The organism is Zobellia sp. OII3 (genome assembly GCF_002211465.1).
In the GTDB taxonomy this organism is placed as follows: domain Bacteria; phylum Bacteroidota; class Bacteroidia; order Flavobacteriales; family Flavobacteriaceae; genus Zobellia; species Zobellia galactanivorans.
This window is the reverse complement of the sequence record NZ_MWRZ01000005.1, coordinates 289,813-314,686: the sequence shown is the minus strand read 5'-3', so window position 1 is coordinate 314,686 and position 24,874 is coordinate 289,813. Positions and strand designations below refer to the sequence as shown.

At 44.2% G+C, this 24,874-nt stretch carries 16 protein-coding genes and 1 pseudogene; 14 read left to right on the top strand and 3 right to left on the bottom strand.

The window, feature by feature from the left end:
* Positions 1-528: 528 nt before the first annotated feature.
* A complete protein-coding gene (locus B4Q04_RS15340) occupies positions 529-4,656 on the bottom strand; it encodes a hybrid sensor histidine kinase/response regulator transcription factor (RefSeq protein WP_088697367.1) in 4,128 nt (1,375 codons plus the stop codon).
* A gap of 705 nt (positions 4,657-5,361) precedes the next feature.
* Here B4Q04_RS15340 and B4Q04_RS15330 point away from each other — a divergent pair.
* From B4Q04_RS15330 to B4Q04_RS15295, 8 genes are all read left to right on the top strand, one after another.
* Positions 5,362-5,784 carry a hypothetical protein gene (locus B4Q04_RS15330; protein ID WP_123772390.1) on the top strand — a complete coding sequence of 141 codons (423 nt, stop codon included), beginning with the start codon at positions 5,362-5,364 and terminating at the stop codon, positions 5,782-5,784.
* A 56-nt stretch (positions 5,785-5,840) separates the two neighbouring features.
* A complete protein-coding gene (locus B4Q04_RS15325) occupies positions 5,841-6,770 on the top strand; it encodes an ATP-binding cassette domain-containing protein (protein ID WP_088697350.1) in 930 nt (309 codons plus the stop codon).
* A gap of 2 nt (positions 6,771-6,772) precedes the next feature.
* Complete coding sequence (locus B4Q04_RS15320) at positions 6,773-7,495, top strand: ABC transporter permease subunit (RefSeq protein WP_088697349.1); 723 nt, start codon at positions 6,773-6,775, stop codon at positions 7,493-7,495.
* 15 nt (positions 7,496-7,510) lie between these two features.
* Entirely contained in the window at positions 7,511-9,013 is a 1,503-nt protein-coding gene (locus B4Q04_RS15315) for a GldG family protein (RefSeq protein WP_088697348.1), read from the top strand.
* A gap of 23 nt (positions 9,014-9,036) precedes the next feature.
* Positions 9,037-9,999 (top strand): DUF4340 domain-containing protein, encoded by a 963-nt coding sequence (locus B4Q04_RS15310; RefSeq protein WP_088697347.1) that lies wholly within the window; start codon positions 9,037-9,039, stop codon positions 9,997-9,999.
* Between the two features lie 70 nt (positions 10,000-10,069).
* A complete protein-coding gene (locus tag B4Q04_RS15305) occupies positions 10,070-11,218 on the top strand; it encodes an NEW3 domain-containing protein (protein ID WP_088697366.1) in 1,149 nt (382 codons plus the stop codon).
* Positions 11,218-12,180 carry an ABC transporter ATP-binding protein gene (locus B4Q04_RS15300; protein WP_013991608.1) on the top strand — a complete coding sequence of 321 codons (963 nt, stop codon included), beginning with the start codon at positions 11,218-11,220 and terminating at the stop codon, positions 12,178-12,180. Before B4Q04_RS15305 ends, B4Q04_RS15300 begins: the two co-directional genes overlap by 1 nt.
* Positions 12,181-12,182: 2 nt before the next feature.
* Complete coding sequence (locus tag B4Q04_RS15295; RefSeq protein ID WP_088697346.1) at positions 12,183-13,259, top strand: ABC transporter permease; 1,077 nt, start codon at positions 12,183-12,185, stop codon at positions 13,257-13,259.
* A 190-nt stretch (positions 13,260-13,449) separates the two neighbouring features.
* On the opposite strand, the pseudogene B4Q04_RS23175 reads toward B4Q04_RS15295, so the two are convergent.
* A pseudogene (locus tag B4Q04_RS23175) lies at positions 13,450-13,626 on the bottom strand (type IX secretion system membrane protein PorP/SprF); the annotation flags it as partial.
* A gap of 49 nt (positions 13,627-13,675) precedes the next feature.
* Positions 13,676-14,536, bottom strand: coding sequence for an AraC family transcriptional regulator (locus tag B4Q04_RS15285; RefSeq protein WP_013991612.1), 861 nt, complete (start codon positions 14,534-14,536; stop codon positions 13,676-13,678).
* A gap of 261 nt (positions 14,537-14,797) precedes the next feature.
* On the opposite strand from B4Q04_RS15285, the gene B4Q04_RS15280 reads away from it, so the two are divergent.
* From B4Q04_RS15280 to B4Q04_RS15255, 6 genes are all read left to right on the top strand, one after another.
* Positions 14,798-17,887 (top strand): SusC/RagA family TonB-linked outer membrane protein, encoded by a 3,090-nt coding sequence (locus B4Q04_RS15280; RefSeq protein ID WP_088697344.1) that lies wholly within the window; start codon positions 14,798-14,800, stop codon positions 17,885-17,887.
* Positions 17,888-17,899: 12 nt separating this feature from the next.
* A complete protein-coding gene (locus B4Q04_RS15275) occupies positions 17,900-19,396 on the top strand; it encodes a RagB/SusD family nutrient uptake outer membrane protein (protein ID WP_088697343.1) in 1,497 nt (498 codons plus the stop codon).
* A gap of 23 nt (positions 19,397-19,419) precedes the next feature.
* Positions 19,420-20,325, top strand: a complete 906-nt coding sequence (locus tag B4Q04_RS15270) for a hypothetical protein (protein WP_123772389.1) — start codon at positions 19,420-19,422, stop codon at positions 20,323-20,325.
* 49 nt (positions 20,326-20,374) lie between these two features.
* Positions 20,375-21,928, top strand: a complete 1,554-nt coding sequence (locus B4Q04_RS15265; RefSeq protein WP_088697342.1) for a hypothetical protein — start codon at positions 20,375-20,377, stop codon at positions 21,926-21,928.
* Positions 21,929-21,994: 66 nt separating this feature from the next.
* Entirely contained in the window at positions 21,995-23,014 is a 1,020-nt protein-coding gene (locus B4Q04_RS15260; protein ID WP_013991617.1) for a glycosidase, read from the top strand.
* A 156-nt stretch (positions 23,015-23,170) separates the two neighbouring features.
* Entirely contained in the window at positions 23,171-24,808 is a 1,638-nt protein-coding gene (locus B4Q04_RS15255) for a sodium:solute symporter (protein ID WP_088697341.1), read from the top strand.
* Positions 24,809-24,874 lie beyond the last annotated feature (66 nt).

Genomic DNA, 24,874 nt, shown 5'->3' with positions numbered 1-24,874 from the left:
CTCATGAATCATTCATATGATCATTGTAAAAGGGCAAAAGCGAAAAACTACTTAAAATCATAAATAAATCTTAACCTTTTTTCAAATTCTCTTTTGAAGTTAGGATAATTATGAATTCGATGTTGTAAATGTTAAAAAAAAATTAAATAAATAAAAACAGGGATGATGCCGCTTCGCTCCTATTTGTTGCAATTATTCTTCATTTGGCGCATATTGCAACATTTGTAAGAATTCATGCAACATTCGTAAAGTGGCGAAAGAGCCAACAAAACGATCTGTGCTCCCGATTCAAAAAAAGTTGCCCTAAGGCTTCCTTACACACGATTGGGGAGCGAGCTTTTCGTACTATAAGAAGTCGCTTTTACATAGGTTCAACTGAAGAATAAACAAAGGGAAAGCATAGCCTGTATAGGCTCAAGGCTAAACAGGGAAAGCATCTACCTTCCCGACAAACGTAGTATATTACACCCCATAGGTCAACAGAAGAGTACGGCCCAAGGCTGGGCCCTATAGACGATAAGCCGCAAACTAGGCCTTCTGTCCCTTTACTTCCTTTGGGGAAATTCCGAAGTAGTCTTTAAATCGCTGGGCAAAATACGTAGTAGATGAAATACCGACCTTAGCACAGACATCGGTCATGTCGGTATTACCATTTTCTATAAGCTTCTTGGCCTTTTGAAGCCTTTGGTTTCTTATAAACTCATTGGCCGTTTGATTGGTAAGTGCCTTTGTCTTTCGATACAACTGGCTTCTACTTAGGTTCAAATGCGAGGCCAAAGACTCGACCCCAAGGTTGGAACTGGTCATATTATCATGAATATAATTGATGGCCTTTTCAACAAAAGCCTTATCCAAAGATGTGATACCGGCATCATCTTGAATCTCCCCCATGGACTTAAAATACTTCTTATAGATGACCTCCCTACTATGGATCAGTTGTTCAAGATGCCGACGCACCAATTTCATTTCAAAAGGTTTGCCCAAGTATACATCGGCCCCCATTCCGATACCTGATATTTTATCATCGACCCGTGCTTTTGCCGTCAGCATCATTATGGGGATATGACTGGTTTTTACATCCGTCCGTATGGCTTCACAAAATTTGAATCCGTCCATTTCCGGCATGACCACATCGGTTATGATCACATCGGGAAGCATTTCCGTGGCCAAACCTAAACCTTCGGTGCCATTCTTGGCCACCAAGACCTTATACTGGCCCTTAAACTCGTTTTTCAGGTAATTCCTCAGTTCTGAATCGTCTTCTACGATCAATAAGGTTTTTGCCGTTTTACTGACCCGAACAGGCGGTTTTGGTTCTTGGGACGAACTCGATTTGATCAAATTCTGTTTAAAGGATGCCAGTTCACTACCCTCGGTGATTATTTCCGAATCTTTAAAATGTTTGTTTCCCGAAGGAAAAACGACTTTAAAGACGGTTCCTTTCCCTAATTCGCTTTGAACATCGACCTTACCCTTGTGCAGTTTCACAAAGCTATGGACGAGTTCCAAACCGATACCCGCCCCGCCGTAATACCCATTTTTAAATGGTTCGGCCTGGTAAAAACGCTCAAAGAGCTTTTCGAGTTCCCCCTCTTCCAACCCAGGGCCCGTGTCAGACACCGTAAATTCTACCTTATCTTCCGTTTGCTTTACAGCTACGCGAACCGTTCCACCGTCAGGTGTTACCTTGAACGCATTCGAGAGTAAGTTGAATAGAATCTTTTCAAGCATACCCCTATCGGCCCAGAGCCATACGATGTCCGTATCGGACTCGATCTTTAAATCAATACAATTGGTCAGCGCCTCTTCCTTAAAATGGCCGGAAACCTCTCTTATAAACGGAATAAGGTTCAACCTATGGGCACGGACCTTGATTTTGTTCGATTCCAATTTACTGAAATCCAATAGTTCATTGATAAGGCGAATAAGGCGTTCGGCATTTTTGTAAATTGTTAGGTGCTTAGTTTTTAGCCGACCGCTCCCACTATAGCCCTCTTCGCCCAAAATATCCTTTATAGGGTTGAGGATCAAGGTAAGGGGAGAACTGAATTCATGGGCTACATTTGTAAAAAACTGTATTCTTTCTTTATGTAATTCTTCTTCCCTCAATCGTTTTTGACGCTCGTTTTCAACCTGTTGCTTATCTATGATCCGCTTTTTCTCAAAGCGTCTTAATAGGCCGAGCAAGGCCAACACAAGGAGACCATAGCCCAAGAGGGCCCAATTGGTTTTCCACCAAGGGGGCAGTACCTCAATATGAAGCGTAACCGGTGTCTCGCTCCAAACCCCATCATTATTGGCGGCCTTTACCTTAAAAAGGTAATGCCCGGCATCTAAATTGGTATAGGTGGCACTTCTTATCTCCCCTACATAATTATAATCATCTTCATAGCCTTCTAAATAATAGGCGTATTGATTTTCTTCGGGTACGGTAAAGTTGATGCCCGAATATTCGATAGTAAACACCGACTGCTTACTGTTCAGGGTAATACTATCCGTTTGAAAGAGCACTTTCTTTAATGGCGATTCATTTGTAGAAGGCAGTACGTCCTCATTGAACAATTTCAAGTTCTTGAGGTATACCTTCGGTGCGGTTTCCAAGACATTGATATTGTTCGGGTCGAAATAATCGATTCCCTCATTGCCCCCAAAATACAATAGTCCTTCTTGATCCTTGTATACGGCATTTTTATTATAGTCATTGGAAACAAGACCATCGTTTTTGTTGTAATAGGTAAACTCATGGGTTTCCTTGTCCAGCTTAGCAATCCCCGAATTACCATCTAACCATAAATTCCCCTGCAAATCTTCAATAATCGCATTAACATTGGGTATACCCAGCCCATTTGAGGCATTGTACCAGATTGCGGTATTTTCCGTGGTATTGTACTTTAAAAGTCCTATTCCCCTAGTTCCTCCCCATAAGGTATTCTTATCATCCGTATATAGCGACACAATATCATAATTGTTCCATTCAGAGCCCTCCTCCGTTGACAAAAAATGATTCATTAAGAGCATCTCATAGTTGCCCTCTTTGTTCTGTTTTAATTTGAAGAGACCGTTGGTCGTGGCCACCCACACTACATCTTGGGAATCAACACTTAACTTATTTATATAATTGCCCGCTAGGTCATGCGATTGAAACGAAGCATCATCAAAACCGGTAACGCCTTGCCCGCCGAGTTTATACGAATACAATCCTTGGTTGAAGGATCCTATCCAAATCGTTCCCTTTGAATCTTCGGCAAAACTCATTATAGCCTCAGAGCCTTTTCTTTCCATAACTACCGGAAATTTGTAATTGACAAACCGATTTGAGCCCTTTTTCAAAAAAAATAAGCCTTTGTCCCAACTACCGACCCAAATATTCTGTTGGCTATCGATAAATAGCGACTGAATATAATCACTGGTCAAGCCTTTATAGACCGAATTGTTACTTGTATTGATATGGATAAAAGTATTCGTTGTCTTATCGAGTACATCAACGCCCCCACCATCCATGGCTATCCACAATTTACCTTCTTCATCGGCAACCATAGAGGTTACCGAGCTAACCTGTAAGGAATTGGGCTTATTGTAGATACTCTGGATCTCACTGAATTTATTATGGAACTTATCGTGGACCACAATTCCCCTATTGTAAAAGCCCATCCAGATTCTTTCATCTTTATCCACGTACAAAGACCAGATGGAATTGGACAAAATACTTTTTTCATCGTTCTTATCGAAGAGGTAATGGCGAATAATGTCTCCATTCTTGGTCAAACGATATAATCCGTCATTCTCGGTGCCACATAAAATATCCCCATATGGCGATTCAATTACCGAAAAGATGTTGTTAGATGTTATTTGAAAATTTTGTACCGAGGGTACCCGTTGCCCATCGGCCAGCTGTATTTTATAAATACCGTTAGAAATTGAACCGGCCCAAATCGTATTTTCAGTATCAAAAAACAACGATTGTATGGCCACCGTTATGGTAAGGGCGTCATTTCCATTTCTGAGCGGAGCAAGATCGGCCCTTTTATTTTTCAGGTCTATCTCTAGAAGTCCAGCACTCGTTGCCGCGTAAAACACTCCGTCGTCGCTGGCTTTGATTTCGTTGACCGCAAGAAAAGAATCAGGACTGGAATTATTGAACGGTATCCGCTCAATTTTAAGGCTATCGAGGTGCATCATAAATATACCTTGCTGACCGGTTCCTATAAATAAATGGCCATTGCCGTCTCCTTGTAAACTGTTTATCCCTACAATCCCTTCGTTTTGATTTGTTGTTGAAATGAGCGGAATATGGCGAAACTCATCTTTTGCCCTATCATAGAGACCCAATCCCACATTGGTACCTACCCACAACCTATTATCCTTGTCCAAATACGTACAGTAGACAAAACTACTGGCCAATACCCTATTATTGTCATTGAACTTTGGCCTATACGAAACGTAGTCCATTCCATCATAACGATAAATCCCAGATCCATGGGTTCCTATCCATATAAAACCGTTATTGTCTTGGGTAATGGTATGTATACCTACTTGGGAAATACCATCCTTGATTTTATTGAACTCCAAATCTTGGACAGTTTCTTGGGACCAAGTCTCCCAACTTAAGCTTACCATAATCAGGAAGCCTATATATGACAGTAATGTTTTTCTCATAAAAACAAGTATCCTTGCATTTTCCTTGTTCGTTGAACAAATAATTAAAACCTTTTGCCATTCGGCAATAAACAGATTATACCCTAAAAAAGTTAAGTTAGTAAAAAACCTTTCTAACATCCTAGCTTTAAGTGTTAATTCAGACGTCTGTCCTTTGATATCACATTTCCCTATTCTCCTTTTAAGACCTTGCAGATAACAAATTGTTCAAGAAAAGTAATTTTAAACTACAACCTATAGAAAAGCCCGTTCAGGTTAGAATATTCACCTAAATACAAGAAAAATCGACACTTTTTTTACAATTTTTAACTTTTTGTGTGTTTTTTTAATTTTTATTTTTATTCCGAATTTGAAATAGCGACACTATGCAATTTAGTAAACACGAAGACGATTTTTTGCCCGCGTTTTCTGTTTGGCCCATTAAAAATATATTAGGCCATCTATTATCAAATAGCACAAAAGGTGGGCAACTTCCGGAAACTTCTTTCTTTGGGATATCATTTTACCATCTACCCTTTATATCCCATTCCAGAAATAGAAATTTTGAATTCAATTTTTACTGATGATGGCAACATTCTCTTCTTATCGCCCATACTCGGCATAGGGTTGTATCGGATTTCATTCGAATCCCGACACATCGTTTCATCGCTCTGTTTGTTTAGACGAATACTTTTTTAAGACAAAGTATAATTTTAAAAAATGGATATGGATTCACGCAAGAAAAACAGCTTATACAAATACCAACTACACAAGCACAACCACTTTCCTTCACTAAATAGTAAAACCATTCAACTGAAATTGTTCGGTGCCGGTTCACAAGTCATTGTTCCTCCGAATTTTCTTAAAAATAGTCCCCATTCCCTTCGGCTGAGAAACGGGATGCTGCACCTTAAACTTCAACGCCCTGAAAAGGCCCATAATTATTACGGTGCGCCCACACCTCGTGAAGCGTATCGAAGAGCAATGGATTTCCATATTCGGCTTCCCGACAGACTGAATCGCCACCTCAATTCGGTCCGCTTTCAAAATGGCATTGTCAAAATTCAACCTACACCGGGGCAAAAAGAAAACCCTAACATACCATCCTCAGAGGCATCGTCTATATCAAACAATATGACCATAAACTAAGCCACAGAAAAACTTGCAATCACTATCGAACCACATTAATACATGATAGACCGAGCATGGATATACAAATAGAAAACCTAACAAAAAGCTATGGCCCGCAAAAGGCGGTAAACAACATCAATTTTGATGTTAAAACGGGAGAGGTACTTGGCTTTCTTGGCCCCAACGGGGCAGGAAAATCGACCACAATGAAAATGATCACCGGCTATATCGGCATTGAAAAGGGCGATATTAGAATTGGCGGAAAAAGCGTTACCGACCCCGAAAGCGACTTTAAACAACATATTGGCTACCTACCGGAAAACAATCCGCTCTACCTAGACATGCCCATCATCGATTACTTGGAATTCTGCGCCGCCCTCCAAGGGGTGGAAAAGGCCAAGATCAACGATAGGATCAAGGAGATGATAGGGTTATGCGGACTCAACCGCGAAAAGCACAAAAAGATCGGGGAGCTATCCAAAGGATACCGGCAGCGGGTGGGACTCGCCCAGGCCATGATCCACGACCCCGAAATATTGATTTTGGACGAACCCACTACAGGCCTCGACCCCAACCAGATCATTGAGATACGAAAGCTGATCCGCGACCTCGGCAAGGAAAAGACCGTTATCCTGAGTACGCACATACTGCCCGAAGTAGAAGCTACATGCGACCGCATCTTGATCATCAACAGGGGAAATATCGTCGCGAACGGAACGCCCGAAACCCTTAGGAAACAGGCCCAAGGCAATGAGGTACTGAAATTACGTATTGAGGATGGCGATGTGGAAACGATCCTGAAATCGTTGAAGGCCCTTGATACGGTACAGGAGGCCGACCTCGTACACAAGGAGGAAAACCTGTTCGAGGTACAAAGCGTCGCCGAACAATCTTCGAAACGGAAGATTTTTAACCTCTGTGTTGAGAAAAAATGGGTACTCACCGAACTCACTCCCCTAGAGACCAAACTTGAAGACATTTTTAGAAACTTAACGGTAAATTAGATATGCATACCATTTGGACCATTGCCAAACGAGAACTGGCAACCTTTTTCGATTCGCTTATCGCCTATATTATTCTAGCGCTTTTTTTGGGATTTAGCGGATTTTTCACCTGGCTTTATGGAAACGATATTTTTTTGGTGGGACAGGCCAACCTCCGCGTATTCTTCAACATCGCCTCTTGGAGCCTTTTCTTTTTTATTCCCGCCATTACCATGAAAATGTTGGCCGAGGAACGAAAGACGGGCACTTTGGAACTGCTGTTGACCAAATCGGTATCGGACAGGGAGGTGATTCTCGGTAAGTTCCTGGGGTCTATCCTATTGATATGTATAGCCTTGGCCGCTACCCTGCCCTATGTGATCACCGTAGCGAATATCGGGAATCTGGACAACGGCGGAACCATTTGTGGTTACTTGGGACTATTGCTACTGAGCATCGCCTATACGGCCATAGGCATATTTGCGAGCAGCATTACCACCAATCAGATCGTGGCCTTTATGACCGCCTTGCTCATCGGTCTTTTCTTTCAGATCATTTTCGGGGTGTTGGCCCAAAACTTCACCGGCAGCTTGGGGCAATTCTTTGACACCCTGGACCTTCAATCGCATTTTGAGTCCATTTCCAGAGGGGTTTTAGACTCCAAAGACCTGGTTTACTTTATTTCTATAACCGTATTGGGGCTGTACCTAGGGGAATGGTCCCTATCTAAAAGACATATTTCTTAAACGCTTGTACATCAAATGAAAAAAACAAACCTGACCATTGTCTTGATCATTGCGATCTTGGTGTTTGCCAATTTGGTATCGAAGCAATATTTTTTTAGGCTAGACCTTACGGAAGACCAACAGTACACCCTAAGCGATGCCACCGAGAACATTATGGCTTCCTTGGAAAACCCGATTACCGTAAAGGCTTATTTTTCGGAGAACCTTCCGCCCGACATCGCCAAGACCAAAAACGATTTTGAGGAATACCTGATCGAGTACGCCCGACACTCCGACGACAACCTGGTATACTCCTTTATCAACCCGAACGAAAACGAGGATTTGGAGCGTGAGGCCATGGAAGCCGGAATCAACCCGGTAATGATCAACGTTCGTGAAAAGGACCAGATGAAACAACAAAAGGCCTTTTTGGGAGCCGTCTTGCAATTGGAAGACCGCAAGGAAACCATTCCCTTCGTGCAGCCTGGGGCCCCGTTGGAATACCTGCTGTCCTCTTCCATTAAAAAAATAGCGGTGACCGACAAGCCTGAAGTAGGACTGGTACAGGGCTATGGCCAAGCTTCCATTGCCGAACTCGCACAGGTAAAAACGGCCTTGGACGTACTGTACGATTTTAAGGCGGTAACCGTAAACGACAGTGTGGCGCCCCCCGAAGGAATAAAGACCCTGGCCTTGGTTCGCCCAACCGACACCATCAATAACGCTACCTTGGATCAATTGGACGCCTTTTTGGAAAACGGGGGCAATCTGTTCGTTGCCCTGAACCGTGTAAACGGGGACCTGAACACTTCCTATGGATCCGGACTTACCACCGGTGTAGAGAAGTGGCTGAACGAAAAAGGACTGGAAGTGCGCGAGGACTTTGTCATCGATGCCCAATGTGCCACCGTATCGGTACAGCAGCGCCAGGGCTTCTTTAACTTTACCTCGAACGTTGCCTTCCCCTACGCCCCCATCATCAATAAATTTGCCGAGCACCCCAGCACCAAAGGCCTGGATGCCGTAGTTATGCAGTTTGCCAGTTCGCTGAAATTTACGACCAAGGATTCGCTGACCACCTTTACCCCTCTCGCCTTTTCTTCCGAGAATTCGGCGCGCATGCCGGCCCCACAGTTTTTTAACATTCAAAAGGAATGGACAAACAGCGATTTCAACGCTCCCAACCAAGTGGTCGCAGGCGTCTTGGAACAGACCCATTCCAACGGCAACCGTTCCCGCATTTACGTAGTCGCCGATGGCGATTTCCCCGTGGGCAACGGCCAACAACCGGTACAGGCGGACAACGTAAACCTAATGGTCAACGCCATCGATTGGCTGAGCGACGATACCGGCTTGATCGACCTTAGGACCAAAGGAATACAATACAGGCCTCTGGACAAATTGGAGGAGGGCACCAAGACCACCTTGAAATATGCCAATTTCCTATTGCCCATTATGCTGGTTATCGCCTACGGTATCGTAAGGATGCAGATGAACAAAAACAAACGCAGCCGAAGATTGGAAGAGAACTACGAATGATCGCTACAACAAAACCATAAACCATGAAGAAAAACAACCTATTGATCGCCGTTTTGGTCGTATTGGTGCTACTTTATGTTTCCACAAATTACTTCAAAAAGAACAGCAGTACCACCTTTGACTCAGAGGTCGTACAATTGGACACCTCTGCCATAGCAAAACTCACCATATACCCGCCCGCCGAATCGGCAGAAGAGCCGATTGTCATTTCAAAGTCGAAAAACGGTTGGGAGGTTGCCCAGGGCAAGATCAAGTCGCAAAGCAACCAAGCAGTAGTACGCAGCGCACTGGGGCAATTGCAAGACATAAAGGCCCAACGCCTAGTCGCCAAGACAAAGGACAAGTGGAACCATTACGAACTCACCGATTCCTTGGCAAGAAAACTGGAAATCCAAGAAAAGGACGGTGGTAAAACAACGGCCATTTACTTCGGCAAAACATCGTATGAACAGGCGGCCGCCCCTCAATACGGCAGGGCATCCATGACCGGGTCGACCTACTTTCGAATCAACGACAGGCCCGAAACCTATTCCCTGAAAAACCAGATTGCGAGTGCCTTCAACCGCAAGTTCAATGCATGGAGGAATTCGGAATTTATCAAATTGAAGAAGGAAGATATCAAGGAAGTGAAATTCGAAAGCACCGATCAAGAAAACTTCAGCCTGCTAAAAAAAGATTCGCTCTGGACCATTTCGGGCGTAGCGGCAGACAGCGCCCAGGTAGCCCGTTACCTAAACGTCATTCGAAATCAGGGCAGTTCCGAATTCGCGGACGAATTTGAAGCAAAAGGGGAAGCCTTGCGCACGATAACCGTTCGAGGGGAGGACATGGAAGATGTTGTTGTAAAAGCCTACGGCGACCTCCCTGGCAACAAACTCTTCCTCAACTCGTCGCAACACCCCAACACCTTCGTGGAGAGCGACTCCCTTGGGTTGTTCAAGCGATTGTTCGTCGATGAAACCCACTTTAAAAATAGCGACAATTGAACCTAGTTATAAACCTGCCGTTCTATCGGCCCAACTTTTTATCCTTTTTATGATATACAAACTACACACTATGAAATCCAATAAATATAATTTCAAGATATTACTACTTTTTTTCGTATTTCTATTTTCAATGAGTCCGGTTGCCTTGGCCGGTAATGGTATAACCTTATACACGCCGTATACGTATATTTCGGTACCTCCGGGGGAATCTATCGACTATACCGTTCAGGTCAAGAACTACGGAAGCCAGTTAAAGGATGTGGAAATCAGTTTATCGGGACTTCCAGAGGACTGGACTTCATCCTTAAAAGCAGGAGGCTTTACCATACAGCGGATTGCCGTGCTTCCGGGCGAAAAGGAAAAGCTCACCTTAACCGTCAATGTACCCTTGAAGGTAGAAAAAGGGAAATACAACATTAAGTTAATCGCCAAAAACCACGACGTTCTTCCCATAACCATCAATGTATCGGAGGAAGGCACCTTTAAGACCGAGTTCACTTCCGACCAGATCAATATGGAAGGGCATTCCAAGTCAAACTTCAACTTTTCCACAAAATTGAAAAACCATACCGGGGAAAAGCAGGTCTACTCTTTGATGGCCGCGCCACCACGGGGATGGAACGTAGCTTTTAAGCCCAACGGCAGACAGGCCACAGCGGTTGAGATCGCACCGGGCAAGACCACCAATATTACGGTCGACGTAAGCCCTTCATCCTTGGTAAGGGCAGGTTCTTACAAGATACCCATAAAGGCCACCAACAAGTACACCACGGCCGAATTGGCATTGGAGGTGGTTATCAAAGGTACCTATGACATGGAACTTACCACACCTACGGGATTATTGAGTTCGAGTATTACCTCGGGAAGAGACAAACAACTCGAGCTTTTGGTCAGAAATACCGGATCTAGCGAATTGAGGAACGTCACCTTTACCTCTACCAAACCCAAGGATTGGGAGGTTTCCATCGAGCCCGATACCGTATCGCACATAAAGGCCGGGGGCAGCGCAAAAGTAAAGGCTATAATTAAAGCCGCCGATAAAGCGGTTCCAGGGGACTACCTCCCCAAAATCACCGCCAAAACGCCTGAGGTCTCATCCACCGCATCTATTAGGTTCTCGGTAAAAACACCTTTGTTATGGGGCTGGCTGGGCATTTTTATCATATTAGGGACCTTAGGGGCCATCTACTACCTGTTTAAAAAATATGGCAGAAGATAATGGCGGAGAAAAGTATAGAAATCATCGGATTGACCAAGAAGTACGGGGAGCATGTGGCGGTCGACAATTTGACCCTCTCTGTAGAAAAAGGCGAGATCTTTGGGCTATTGGGCCCCAACGGGGCCGGTAAATCGACTACGATCCTCATGCTACTCGGACTTACCGAAGTAGATTCGGGAAGTGTTAAGGTATGCGGAATCGATACGACCCGATTTCCGCTAGAGGTAAAAAGAAAGGTCGGTTACCTACCGGAAGATGTAGGCTTTTACAATGATTATAGCGGCTTGCAAAACCTTTTGTATATAGCGCGCTTAAACAACATTCCTATGGAGGAAGCCCAAAAGACCGCTTTGGAGACCTTGGCCGATGTAGGATTGGAAGAGGTAAAAGACAATAAAGTGGCCAGTTATTCACGGGGAATGCGACAGCGCTTGGGCCTGGCCGACGTACTCATAAAAAAGCCGGAAGTCATTATCCTCGACGAACCTACTTTGGGACTCGATCCCGAAGGCGTGAAAAAATTCCTTCAACTCATTGTCGACCTCAGTAGAAAAAAAGGAATTACCGTTTTGTTCTCCTCCCATCATTTGCATCAGGTACAGCAGCTTTGTGATCGGGTCGGCATTTTTGTCAAAGGGAAATTATTGGCCGAAGGAAAAATCAGTTCCTTGGCCGAGCAGTTATTCTCCAAAAACACCTTTACCATAGAAGGAGAAATAAGCAGTCCGCCCGAGAAGCAAACGCCTGAGGCCCTCCAAGAGGTAATCGATAAAATTAAAGGAATCAAAGAGGTGGCCAAGGTAGAGCTTAAGAACGAACACTTTGTGGTGGAATCGAAAAAGGATATCTCGCCCGAAGTATCTAGACTACTTGTAAACTCAGGCTATGGACTAGCTTATTTGAGCAAGAAAAAATACGGTCTGGACGACATCTATCACCAATACTTTCAGGAAGAAAAATAGATATGAAAAATAACGTGTTTCAAGCGGCAAAATTAAAACTGACCGCTATAAAAATTCCGAAATTACAACTCCCCGATACTTCCCTACCCATTTTCAAGAACGGCTCCTTGGGTAATGATGGAACGCTGACCTTAAGTCCTTTTAAGGCGATGGTCAAAAAGGAAGTAACCGACCATATCAGAAACTGGCGCTTTATAATTCTATTCGCCCTTATTACATTGGCCTGTTTGGGTACCCTATTTTCTACTTTAAACGACGGAATGAAGGCCCTTGTTACCGATAGTAGCGACAACAATTTCTTTTTCCTGAATTTGTTCACCAAATCGGACGGTACCCTACCCCCCTATTTTGTGTTCGTAGGATTCCTTGGCCCCTTGTTCGGGATAAGTCTGGGCTTCGACGCCATTAGCTCGGAACAGAACAGGGGCACCTTAAGCCGTATTTTGGCCCAACCCGTACCTAGGGACAGTATACTCAACGCCAAATTTTTGGCCGGTATCATCGTAATCAGCGTAATGCTTTTTTCCTTAAGCTTTTTAGTGTTGGGTGCCGGTTTGGTCGCTATAGGAATACCACCTACCGCCGAAGAATTTATGCGCATTATGGTGTACACGGTGCTAAGCATCGTATATGTATCTTTCTGGCTGAACCTTTCTATTTTGTTTTCGGTGCGTTTTCGACAACCGGCCACTTCCGCTTTACTGGGCATAGCCGTATGGTTGTTTTTCACCTTATTTTATCCGATGATCGCCAATCTGATCATCAAAGGATACGAACCCTCGAAATTTGCCTCCCCTAGGGCCATCTATTTTTATGAAAAATTGAAATTCTATTTGCTTCAAATCATGCCCAACGAACTGTTCGATGAAATAACCTCTGCCATCCTAGTACCTTCCGTACGTAGTTTAGGGCCCTTGACCATGGAGCAATTGCACGGTGCCATCCCCAGCAGCCTGCCCTTAGGACAGAGCGTGTTATTGGTTTGGCCCCAGTTTACCGGCTTGCTCGCCTTGACCCTGTTGTGCTTCCTATTGTCGTATATCCTCTTTATGAAGCGCGAAATACGTTCACGGGGTTGACTTTTTGTTTTGAGTCGTGGTTTTTACGGCAGATGCATTCGGCTACATAATCGAGAACAGATACAATGGTCAAGACATTGATACAAGAAACCCTACCCGAAACTTTGACAAAGGAATAGTCCCTATAAACAAGAAACTGGCCAACCCTGAACCGGAGTAAGCCAGTTTCTATATTTTTGATAAGCTTCTATTATATCCTTATTCGCATAAACAGTTCGTGTGTACCTACATCAATACTGCTCACGGGACTTTCAACAGCATTTTCATAGGCATAGCCGATATCAAATCCCTTCCCTACATCAAACAGTAAAAGTCCACTAAAACTCTCATTGAAACGGTAGCCCGCCCCCAAGGTAAAGCGCTTGGAAAAATTGAATACGAGCTAAGCTCATCCACATAAGTAAAGCCTGAAACCTCTAGTGTTTTGTAATTAGCTTTTGTTGCATTCTAAACTCTTTTGGAGTACATCCTTTTTGTTTTCTGAACACCCGGTTGAAATTGGACAGATTGTTAAATCCACTTTCGTAACATACCTCCGAAATATTCTTATCGGTTTCGATCAGCAATTTAGCGGAATGCCCTATTCTCAAGTCGGATAGGTAATTCGAAAAAGTCCTTTGTGTCCTTTTTTTGAAAAAATGGCTAAAGGCCGAAGGAGACATATTCACCAGGCTGGCTACTTCTTCGAATTTTATGGGATGCTGTAAATTCTTCGATAGATACTCATTGACCAAAGTTATTTTTTTGCTTTTTGAGGTATCGTACATATCCACATAATTCGGTGAAGACAAAAGGCTTTGGTTTCTTGAAGTGGACATATCGTAGAGAATGGACAGAAAATTAAGGAAGGAATCGAATCCCCTAAATTGCGTCAATTGACTTATTCTATCCACCATACTCAAGGTAAATTCTTCGGAAAAATGTATGCCCATCCTCGACCTTTCCATCATATCGTTAATAGGATTGAATATGTTTCGAGATAGGGTTTTCTCGGAAAGAAAGTCTTGTTGAAACTGGATCGTAATGACATGGGCGTCCTCGGTTTCCTCTCCCGTCCATGCATGGGGTGTATTAGGGCCTATCAATACCAAATCAGGATGACCGAATGTTTTGATGGAATCCCCGACTACTCTTTTCCCTGAAGCATTGAGTACTAGATTGATTTCATATTCGGGATGATAATGAACCGGAAAATCAAATTTTGCATTGTAATGGTTGAGTACAATAAACAGATCACTATCATTTATAGGAGTAATTTCTCGAACAATTCTCTTCATCTTTTCAATAGTTAATGGTTGTATAGTACTAATTTGAATACAAAATTATACTTTTCTAATCAATAAAGTATTGCTTCTACATTTGTTTGTATTTATATAAATCTATAAAAATCAGCACTTAAATTTAAATTTAATATGATTTTAACACTAAAAAAATGCTAAATATTCAACAGAGTATTTGTAATTATCAATTGATGCAAATAAAAAATCATCAATTGATAATACATTTGCCTTGTTACAAACAAATAAGCTGAAAGATTTATGAAAAAACTTAATGCATTCGGTGCGGTTAAAATTTTCATGTTGTTGTTAATGTGTTCCCAGGCAATTCTGGGGCAGGAAAAAACAATTACCGGAAAGGTTAACGACATCTCAGGAGCACCCCTCCCTGGAGTCAACGTATTGGAAATCGGAACAAAAAACGGGGTCGTATCGGATTTTGATGGTGAGTTTTCCATTAAAATAGAAACTTCGCCGAAAGAGGCCGTACTATCGTTCTCCTATATCGGGTTTAAAACGGTTCAAGTCGCCATTGACGAAAAAGACCATATTGAGGTCACCCTAGAGGAAGACTTGGTAGGTCTTGACGAAGTCGTGGTAGTCGGTTACGGTTCGGTAAAGAAAAGTGACCTTACCGGATCGGTGGCCAGTGTCAAGGTTGAAGAATTAAGTTCTATACCTTCTAACTCGATCGATAAGATGTTACAGGGCCGCGTTGCGGGCCTACAGGTCATCAATTCATCCCAAGACCCCGGTGCCGGGGCCACCATTCGTATTAGAGGGGCCAGTTCCTTTAATGGCAGTAACGACCCCTTGGTTGTGGTTGACGGCTTTCCTTTGGGCGGCGCCGGAAACCTAAAGCAGATCAACCCTTCGGATATCGCTTCAGTAGAGGTCTTAAAAGATGCTTCCGCCGCCGCAATATACGGGTCTAGGGGCGCGAACGGGGTCATCATGATCACGACCAAAAGGGCCAAAGCAGGAAAGACGACCATAGAGGTTCGTCATCAGACCACGGTAAAGGACTTCACGACCAACCTGATCAGCTGGGACGACCCATTGCTAATGGCACAATTGGCAAACGAAAGAAGTATAAACGATGGTATCGAACCGGTTTATACGGGCCGAACCATTGCCGGGGTCTACTACCCTTCCGTCTACGAGATCGAAAGCGGCAGCTGGCCACATAATACCGATTGGGGCGACGTGGTCTTTAGGGGTTCGCCCATTTTGACAAGCACTACCGTTTCCATGCGCGGTGCAAACGAAACCACTTCCTTTAATATTGGCGCCAATTATCTGAGCGATGATGGGGTATATATAGAAGATGGTTATGAAAAGTATATATTGAACCTAGGGGTTTCGTATCAATTTAACGACAGGCTAAAGTTTACCACATCGAATATTTTATCAAGGGATGTACGCAAGAACAATAGCGGTCTTGAATATTGGAGGAATCCCTTATGGCCGATTTACGATGAAAACGGCGATTACTTCCGTACTTCCGAAGAAGATTTCGGACACCCTCTCCCCTATACCGAAAATGTACTGAACGAGTCAAAAGGCTTGGATATAATTTCATCATATCTATTAGATTACTCGGTTAGCGACCATTTAAACGTAAAGACCCAATTAAATTACAAGTACGGCAACAGCACTTCCGACAGGTACATGCCAAAAGAATATACTTGGGAAGGTTATTTCTATGACGGGGTAGGTGAAATTAAAAATTGGCAGAACCACGACCTTTTGTCCGAAACATTTGCCACCTACACCAACACTTTCAACGAAAGGCACAAGCTTGATGTCATGGTTGGATCTTCATATCAGAACAATGTAACACGAACTTCCGATTTAAGGGCCGAAGGCTTTGTTAACGAAGCCCTACAAAACGAAAATATGTCGGCAGGTGATCCTGAAAGCAACAAAATAAGCAACGGAAAGCAAGAGTCGCAATTACTCTCGTTTTACGGACGTTTGAACTATGGCCTGAACGACAAATACCTCTTTACCGCAACCATGCGCGCCGATGGTTCGTCAAAGTTCGGGGAAAACAATAAATGGGGATACTTCCCTTCGGGCGCCATCAGCTGGAAAGCCCATAAAGAAAAATTCATTGAAGACCTTGGCATATTCCAAGAGCTTAAGGCCCGTGTCAGTTACGGCATCTCCGGTAACCAAGGCATCTCGCCTTACCAAACCTTAAGTCGCTATGGTATTGAAAATTTCTATGATGACGGCCAATGGAAAACCGCTATCGGACCGGGTTACGTCAGTGGTCAATACGGCCCCGATTACCGCTACAGGTATTGGTCTGGCATTCCGAACAAAGACCTGAAATGGGAATCTACCGCACAGTTGAATGTCGGTCTCGACATGGCTTTCTTCAACAGTAGATTGCGCACTACCGTGGATTTCTACAGCAAAGAGACCAACGATCTCTTACGTCAAAAGTACTTGCCCCTATCCTCTAGCTACACCCGTATTTGGGTAAACGATGGAACGGTAAAGAACAAAGGGGTAGAAGTTTCCGTAGAAGGGAACATTGTCAACGCCGAAAATTTCAGCTTTTCTTCCAACTTGGTATTATCCGTAAACAAGAACGAGGTTGTTGATTTAGGAAATTCCCAGGCAGCAGGCCTATTAAGGGATTCCAATACCGGAATGGATTTCGAATTCAGGGGCGAAGGTTTTTCAGACTTCGGTATGGCCACTGCCAACATATATGGTATCGGACAACCCTTGAACGTGTTCTACGGCTATAAAACAGACGGCATCGTTCAATCGGAAGAAGAAGGACTGGCTGCCGGACTAACGGGAGACCTAGCCCAGCCTGGTGAATTCAAATATGTCGACCTGAACAAAGACGGAACGATAGACGAAAAGGACAGAACCGTAATCGGTGACCCGAACCCCGATTTAATTGCGAGTCTCGGCCTAGACTTCACCTATAAGAAGTTTGACCTTTCCATATTCCTCAACGGGGTGTACGGCAATGATGTTTTCTATCCCGGAAAATTCGATCAGGCAAATGAAATGCCTTTTCGATGGACGAACGACAACCCCAACAACGACTATCCTAAACTAATGGCTACCAGAGACACCAAACTTAGTGATTGGTTCGTTGAAGACGGTTCGTTTTTAAGGATACAGAACCTCACCTTTGGCTACAATTTCGATAAAGACGACACCTCCTTCTTTACAAAGGCCCGTCTATATATCAATGCCACCAATCTTTACACCTTTTCCAATTTTAACGGGTATGACCCCGAAGTCGGTTTGGATGGAATTTACTGGGGCGGATATCCGCGTTTGAGAAACCTCACCTTAGGTGTAGATCTAACTTTTTAATCTGAAGAAACAATGAAAAATACACTTATATATTTGGTTGGATTTTTAGTCATCACATTGACTTCATGTGACCTAAAAGAAGAACCTTACGGGTTTTATTCCGATGAAAATTTTTATAAAACCGTAGATGACGCCGATGCGGCCTTATTGTACGCATATAACGCCTTTAATTTTATAGAGTATAACCGGGGGATTATAGATGTCGGCGACCTACCCACCGAAACCACAGATCTAAAACCTACCGAAGGTGGTGGCGTGGAAACCATTGTTAACTGGAAGGCCACCAATAGCAACGAGGCCCTGTCCAATTTTTTCCAATACTGCTATATCGCCATCAACCGTGCAAATGGCGTCATTCAAAACGTAAAGGATGAAGGCTTTGACGAAGACGACAAAAAACGTATTCTTGGTGAGGCCTACACCATTCGGGCATGGAGTTATTTTAGCCTGGCCCGTACCTTTGGAAGGGTTCCCATGCAGACCGAGCTTGTGGCTACCGAGGCACAGACCAATCCCGAGATGGCGCAAAATTTAGACGAGGTATACGATTTTATTATCTCCGACCTGACTACCGCCGAATCTTACCTATCCATAAATAGAAGAACCGGTAGGTTCGACAAGGTAGCCACATGGGCCATATTGTCAAAAGTATACTTGACCATTGCATCGGGAAAAGCCTATAATGCCGCAGGCTATAGGGATATGTCAAAAGATGCCAATGCCATGTACGAAGAGGCGGCAAAATGGTCGGGCAAAGTCTTGAACGACCAAAGTGAATATGGTTTTGACGAAAGCCTACAAAGTATTTACGATGTGAACAAACCTGACGGTCCCGAGCATATCTGGCAAATCAGTATGGACCGCTCGGGCAACCAACCCGGTGAGTTTTCCTCTACCCCCTTAATGTGGATGCCATGGGGACCTGGCTCGGCCTATTTCGTCAAAAATGCCGATGGTGATTTTGTAAAAACCACAAATGGATGGGAAGTCTACCGCGTAAACCCCGATTTTAAGTCCACATTCGATGAAAATGACAAACGTGCCAATGAACTGATGCGAAGTACCATCTATGATGAGGAAGGAAACGTCATCGGTAGTGTCAACGATGGCAACGTTCCCGGGATATTCAGTATCAAATACCTTGACCCCGATTTTAAGGGCGACCGCACCAGTGCCAGACCATTCATGATCCGTTTTACCGATATCGCCTTAACCTATGCAGAGGCCGTCGGCCCCACTTCAGACGGCCTATTGTGGCTTAACAGGGTAAGAAACCGAGCAGGACTCGACCCCTTGTCGGGATTGGGACTGGAAGACTTCAGGGAGGCCGTCTTGCAGGAAAGGACTTGGGAACTTGCTTTTGAAGGCCATCATTTGTTCGACCTACGTAGAACGGCAAAGGTAGTTACTACCGTTCCTGCCGCGCAGGCCGCCGGTTTAACCGAAGATCAGGCCGCTTTCTACGCCATTCCACTTAGAGAGGTCGATCTGAATACCAATGCAAAATAATGATGTATCTAAAAACCAAAAAAATGAAAAAGTTAGCATATAGCATCCTCATGTTGGCCACTGCTTTCTCGTTCTTTTCATGTGAAAAGGACCTGATGAAAGAGGTCGATGAAGGCGATTGGAATATGGAGCGCAATATTTTAACCCTTCAGCTGCAAAACCAAATAGGCCCCAGTGAAATCGTCCGTACCAAAGATGATGCGAGCATCACCATTTCGGTCAATACAAACGGACTCGACTTTAAAGCGGTAGACGTTAACAGCATTGCCGTTTCCTATGACGCTTCTACCGATATCCAGGTGGGCGACAAACTGAACTTTGATAATCCTGAAAAGACCTCATCGATTGCAGTTCGATCAAAAGAGGGTAAAGAACTTGAGTGGAAAGTCATTTTAAAACCTTTTCAATCCGACCTCGAAGGCACTTGGTCGCTCTCACAAAACCTTACCTACGGATGGTTTGTTGGCACCGATGGGGTCGATAGCTGGGCATGGGGCAATTGGCATGAAGATATGGCCAATGTTATACCCGAAGCCGGTTTCGAAACCGACAATGAACTTGAGTTTGTTCTAGAAGGGGTTACCGACGACGGAAATCTTTTTGGAAGCTTTACCAATAAGGCTGGGCCTGATGGCAAATACGCCTCTTTTATAACCTCTGCTACCGAATCTGGAGAGCCTAAGGATTTTGCCTATAAATTCAGAAAAGTACCGGTCGGCGAAGGGATTTGGGAACACAACCTCGAGACCAATGTGGTAACCTTTATTGACAAAGACGGTAACGAGTCTAGCTCAAACCCCTTGAAATTGGAAAACGGCAAACTCGAATTGATGTTCGCCACGCCTTGGGACTATAATTGGGCACACTACAACCCATCATACACCCTCGAGGCTTGCCATTACTATTACTATGCATTATCAAAAAAATAAATAAGGCGAAGGGGTCGGGCCAGCCCCCCTTTACCCAAATCAAACAACGATGAAAAAGATGATTCTATATAATTTGTTCCTCCTGTTAATCTTGGCCTGCTCAAGTGAAAGTTCTACCGATACCCCCCCGGCAGACAAAGATTTATCAACCGAAAAACCGGGCGAAACCCTATTGATAAAAAACCAAAATCCACTTTCGGTCGATTTTGTGGGAAACGGGGCGCAATGGGGCGGTTATGAGCTTATTGAAAACTTTACAGGCGTAGACGATTTTAACGAGGCCGATTGGAATACCCTGAAAGAACGAATCGATTTTATGCGTCCATCCTTTATGAGGATCATGGTGAGCTCCGGGTGGAACTATACCGATACCGACGGTGCATTTCAACCGGAAAAGGGCAACAACGCCTTTCACAGGATGATGCAGTACTGCACCGACAATCAGATTACCGTAATGTTCGGGGAATGGGGCCATAGTTATTTAAATGACGACAGAAACCAGGTTGACGAAACCTGGCTCGACAATGCGGTCAACTACCTCGATTACTTGATCGACACCAAAGGGTACAGTTGTATCAAGTATTACAATATGGTCAATGAACCCAATGGCGATTGGTCTTCTACCAATACCGATTATGAGCTATGGCAAAAGGTGGCATCGGGTTTCCAATCCCGATTGGAAAGTAAAGGCCTGCATCAGTCCGTGAAACTGGCAGGCCCTGACATTGCCGTTTTCGGTGATGCCGGTGCCGTCAGCTGGATCACACGGAGCAAATCAAAATTCAACGAAAAACTTGGGCTGTACGATATTCATGCCTACCCTACCAAGAGTTTTGTTACCGAGGGCGGTTATCTTGAAATGCTCAAGGCCTACAAGGGAGCTATACCTGAGGGGGAACAAATAGTACTCGGCGAAATCGGTATTAAATTTTATGGTGCCGATGCCGACCTACAGACCGAAAACCTAAAGCGGATAAACGCCGACCCCTATGCTTCCGACGACAGCAATATGTCCGTCTACGATGGCACCTATGCCATCGACATCAGTGACGCCATGGTACAATCTATGATGGCCGGATTTTCAGGGGCCTTGGTATGGGATGTAGACGATGCCATGTACAATAAAAGCGGGTCTGGGTCTGGCCCGGATGCCAAAAAGCTGAAAAGATGGGGGTTTTGGAACATTCTTGGAGAGGAAGCCTTCGGAGGTGCCTCCGATGAGGAAATCAGACCCTTTTTCTACCCGGTTTCCTTATTGTGCCGGTACTTTCCGAAAGGGGCGGATATCTATGAAGTACAACTTCCCAACAAAAAAGGCCTACGCGCTATCGCCGCTAAAAAAGGAGATACCTACACCTTGGCAATCGTCAATTCAAACTTCGTAGCATACGATGACCTGAGCATCAAGGCGGAAGATAATTTTTCCTTTGATGGGGTTTCACAATACGTCTGCACTTCCATGCCCGACGGCAGTTTTCAAGCCAAGGTAGACGCTAACGGATTCGCCCTTCCCCTAGAACAAGATATGTCTATACCACTAGACGGTAAACACAAGGTAAACATCCCTGCCCGCTCGGTCATCGTTTTGACCAACATGCCCTAGGGAAAATCGATATACAAACTCGGTTCAATACACCGAATCAGAAAAAAATACAATCACTTTTATATAATGAAATTAAAGAAAAACCCGAACAATCCTATTTTAAAACCCCATCCAACGAATTATTGGGAAAACTTGGTCGTCTGCAATCCAGGAGTCTGGTTTGAGAACGGAAAATTCACCATGTTATATAGAGCTGCAGGAGATGACGAACAGCATCTAATACGTATGGGCCGAGCCGAAAGCACCGATGGTATACACTTTAACAGGTGCTCCGATGAGCCCGCATTTGAACCCAGTACAGATGGCCCGGATAAAGGAGGTATAGAAGATCCCCGCATAGTTAAGTTTGGAGAAGAGTTCTACGTAACCTATGCCTATAGACCTCATTATCCGGGTCAATACTGGAAATTTGAACACGATGTCATCTTGCTTCCCGATGTGGGAGCCGATGCCCCGGCGGTTTTGAAGCAAAACATCGCCAATTCAGGCCTTGCCGTCACCAAGGATTTTAAAGATTGGATGCGCCTCGGACGTATAACCGACACCAATTTAGATGATCGTGATGTTATTCTTTTTCCTGAAAAAATCAATGGTAAGTACGCCATGTTACATCGCCCGAAACAATGGATCGGGGAAAAATACGGCTGTGAACAACCCTCCATCTGGATTCGCTTTTCCGAAGACCTTATGGTATGGAACGAGCCGAGCACTTTACTGATCTCTGGCCGAAAGGGCACATGGGAAGAAAAAGTCGGGGGATCCACGCCTCCCTTAAAGACCCCTGAAGGATGGCTGATCATTTACCATGGCGTTGAAAACGGTGGCAAGGGGTATTACAGGGTTGGCCTAGCGCTACTCGATTTGAACGACCCTACCAAGGTAATTGCACGCGCTACCGATTTTGTCATGGAACCCGAACATGACTATGAAATAGACGGCCCATATCAAGGATGCGTTTTTCCAACAGGAAATGTTATCGTAGATGATACATTGTACGTATATTATGGCGCCGCCGACAAATATATCGGGTTGGCCACATGTAAAATAGATGACGTACTTGACTACCTGAAAAAATACAGGCTATAACAATAGACCAAAGGTTCCGCCCCCAATTGAAGTAACCCTGTCGATTCCGGATGTCTGGTATATTCAATAAGGTAAATGCTTTGGGTCGGGGCCTCAAGGCCGTATTGAAGCGCCCCCTATAATTGCTAAAATTTGAAGAATAGATAAAGGAGATTTATGATAAATATTAGTGCAATTGATATAATCATTCTAATACTTTTTATTGTCGGTATTATATGGTGGGCTTTGAGAAACGGGAAAAGCTCTGACTCTACTTCGTATTTTTTGGCCGGAAGAAACATGACTTGGCCGGTGGTAGGGCTATCTCTTTTTGCCGCCAGTGTATCGAGTTCTACCCTAATGGGGCATTCGGGAGAAGGTTTTATTTCGGGTATAGCGGTATTCAATTACAATTGGATATCTGTTTTGGTCATGGTCTTTTTTTCGCTTTTCTTCTTACCCTTCTATATCAAATCGGGCATTTTCACCATGCCCGAATTTCTGGAAAAACGGTTTGATAAACGATCGCGCTATTATTTTTCCTTCATTACGATTTTCGGAAATGTATTTTTAGATGCCGCCGCCACTTTATATACGGGGGCTTTGATCATAAAACTGATCTTTCCTGAAGTCGAACTTTTCTATATCATCTTGATCATGGCGGCGATCGCAGGAAGCTACACCATTGTCGGGGGACTATCTTCGGCAATAAATGCCGACATCATCCAGGCTACTATACTGATTATAGGTTCGGCCATACTGTTCTTCTTCGCCCTTCATGAAATTGGCGGATGGAAAGAACTCTATACCCGTTTCGACCAAGGTGTCTGGTTAAAACTTACCCGCCCCTTAGATGACCCCACCGTGCCTTGGCTAGGTATGTGGGTAGGTATCCCCATTCTTGGATTCTATTTTTGGGCGAACAACCAAGTAATGGTGCAACGTGTGCTATCGGCAAAATCAGTAGACCATGGTAGAAAAGGGGTATTGTTCGTGGGCTTTTTGTACCTCTTCACCATTTTTATTTTTATCCTCCCAGGCTTAGCGGCAAGAGGTATAGACCTGTTCGGGGTCGACAATCTCCCGCAAGAGATCATTGATGGATCTACCTTAAAATCGGAATACGGGATCAACACCGATCAAGTTTATCCTCGGTTGATCGTCAAATTGCTTCCGGTCGGTTTGATCGGCCTGATCCTTGCCGCAATGATATCGGCCTTGACCTCGACCCTAAGCGCCACCCTTAGTTCCGTTTCCACCCTATTCACCATGGATTTTTATTCCATGATAGATAAAAAAGCAGATAGTAAAAAGCTGGTCAAGGTAGGGCGAATTACCTCCATAGTCGTACTCGTCATTGCTATTTTATGGGCCCCCTTCATTCAAAAATTCGATTCCCTGGTCTCATATTACCAAGAGGTGGCCTCATATCTGGCCCCTCCAATTGTGGGGACTTTTTTCCTCGGCCTCTTCTGGAAACGTTCCAACGCTGCTGGTGCCCTATGGGGACTGATTTCGGGTATTGTAGTCGCAGCCCTTCTTATGATCGTAAAATACGCCATGAACGTTAGCGTTCCGTATCATTTCCTATTGATCGCCCCTTTGATCATGGTTTTGAGCGTAACCGTAAATGTTTTGGTCAGCCTCTTGACACCAAGACCCGATCAAGAGAAAGTCCTGAAAAACACTTGGACCCTAAAAATATGGAAGGAAGAAACCAAAGCCCTAAAAGGGGTCGTGTGGTACAAAAACCACAGGTTTCTTTCATTGCTATTGGTAATGGCCTGTTTTTTCATGTATTTCATATTTGCCTAAGAAGCCTGCCCTACAAGGTTCGGTACATGGAAACAAAATCAATGGCATTTAAAGATCGAAACAATT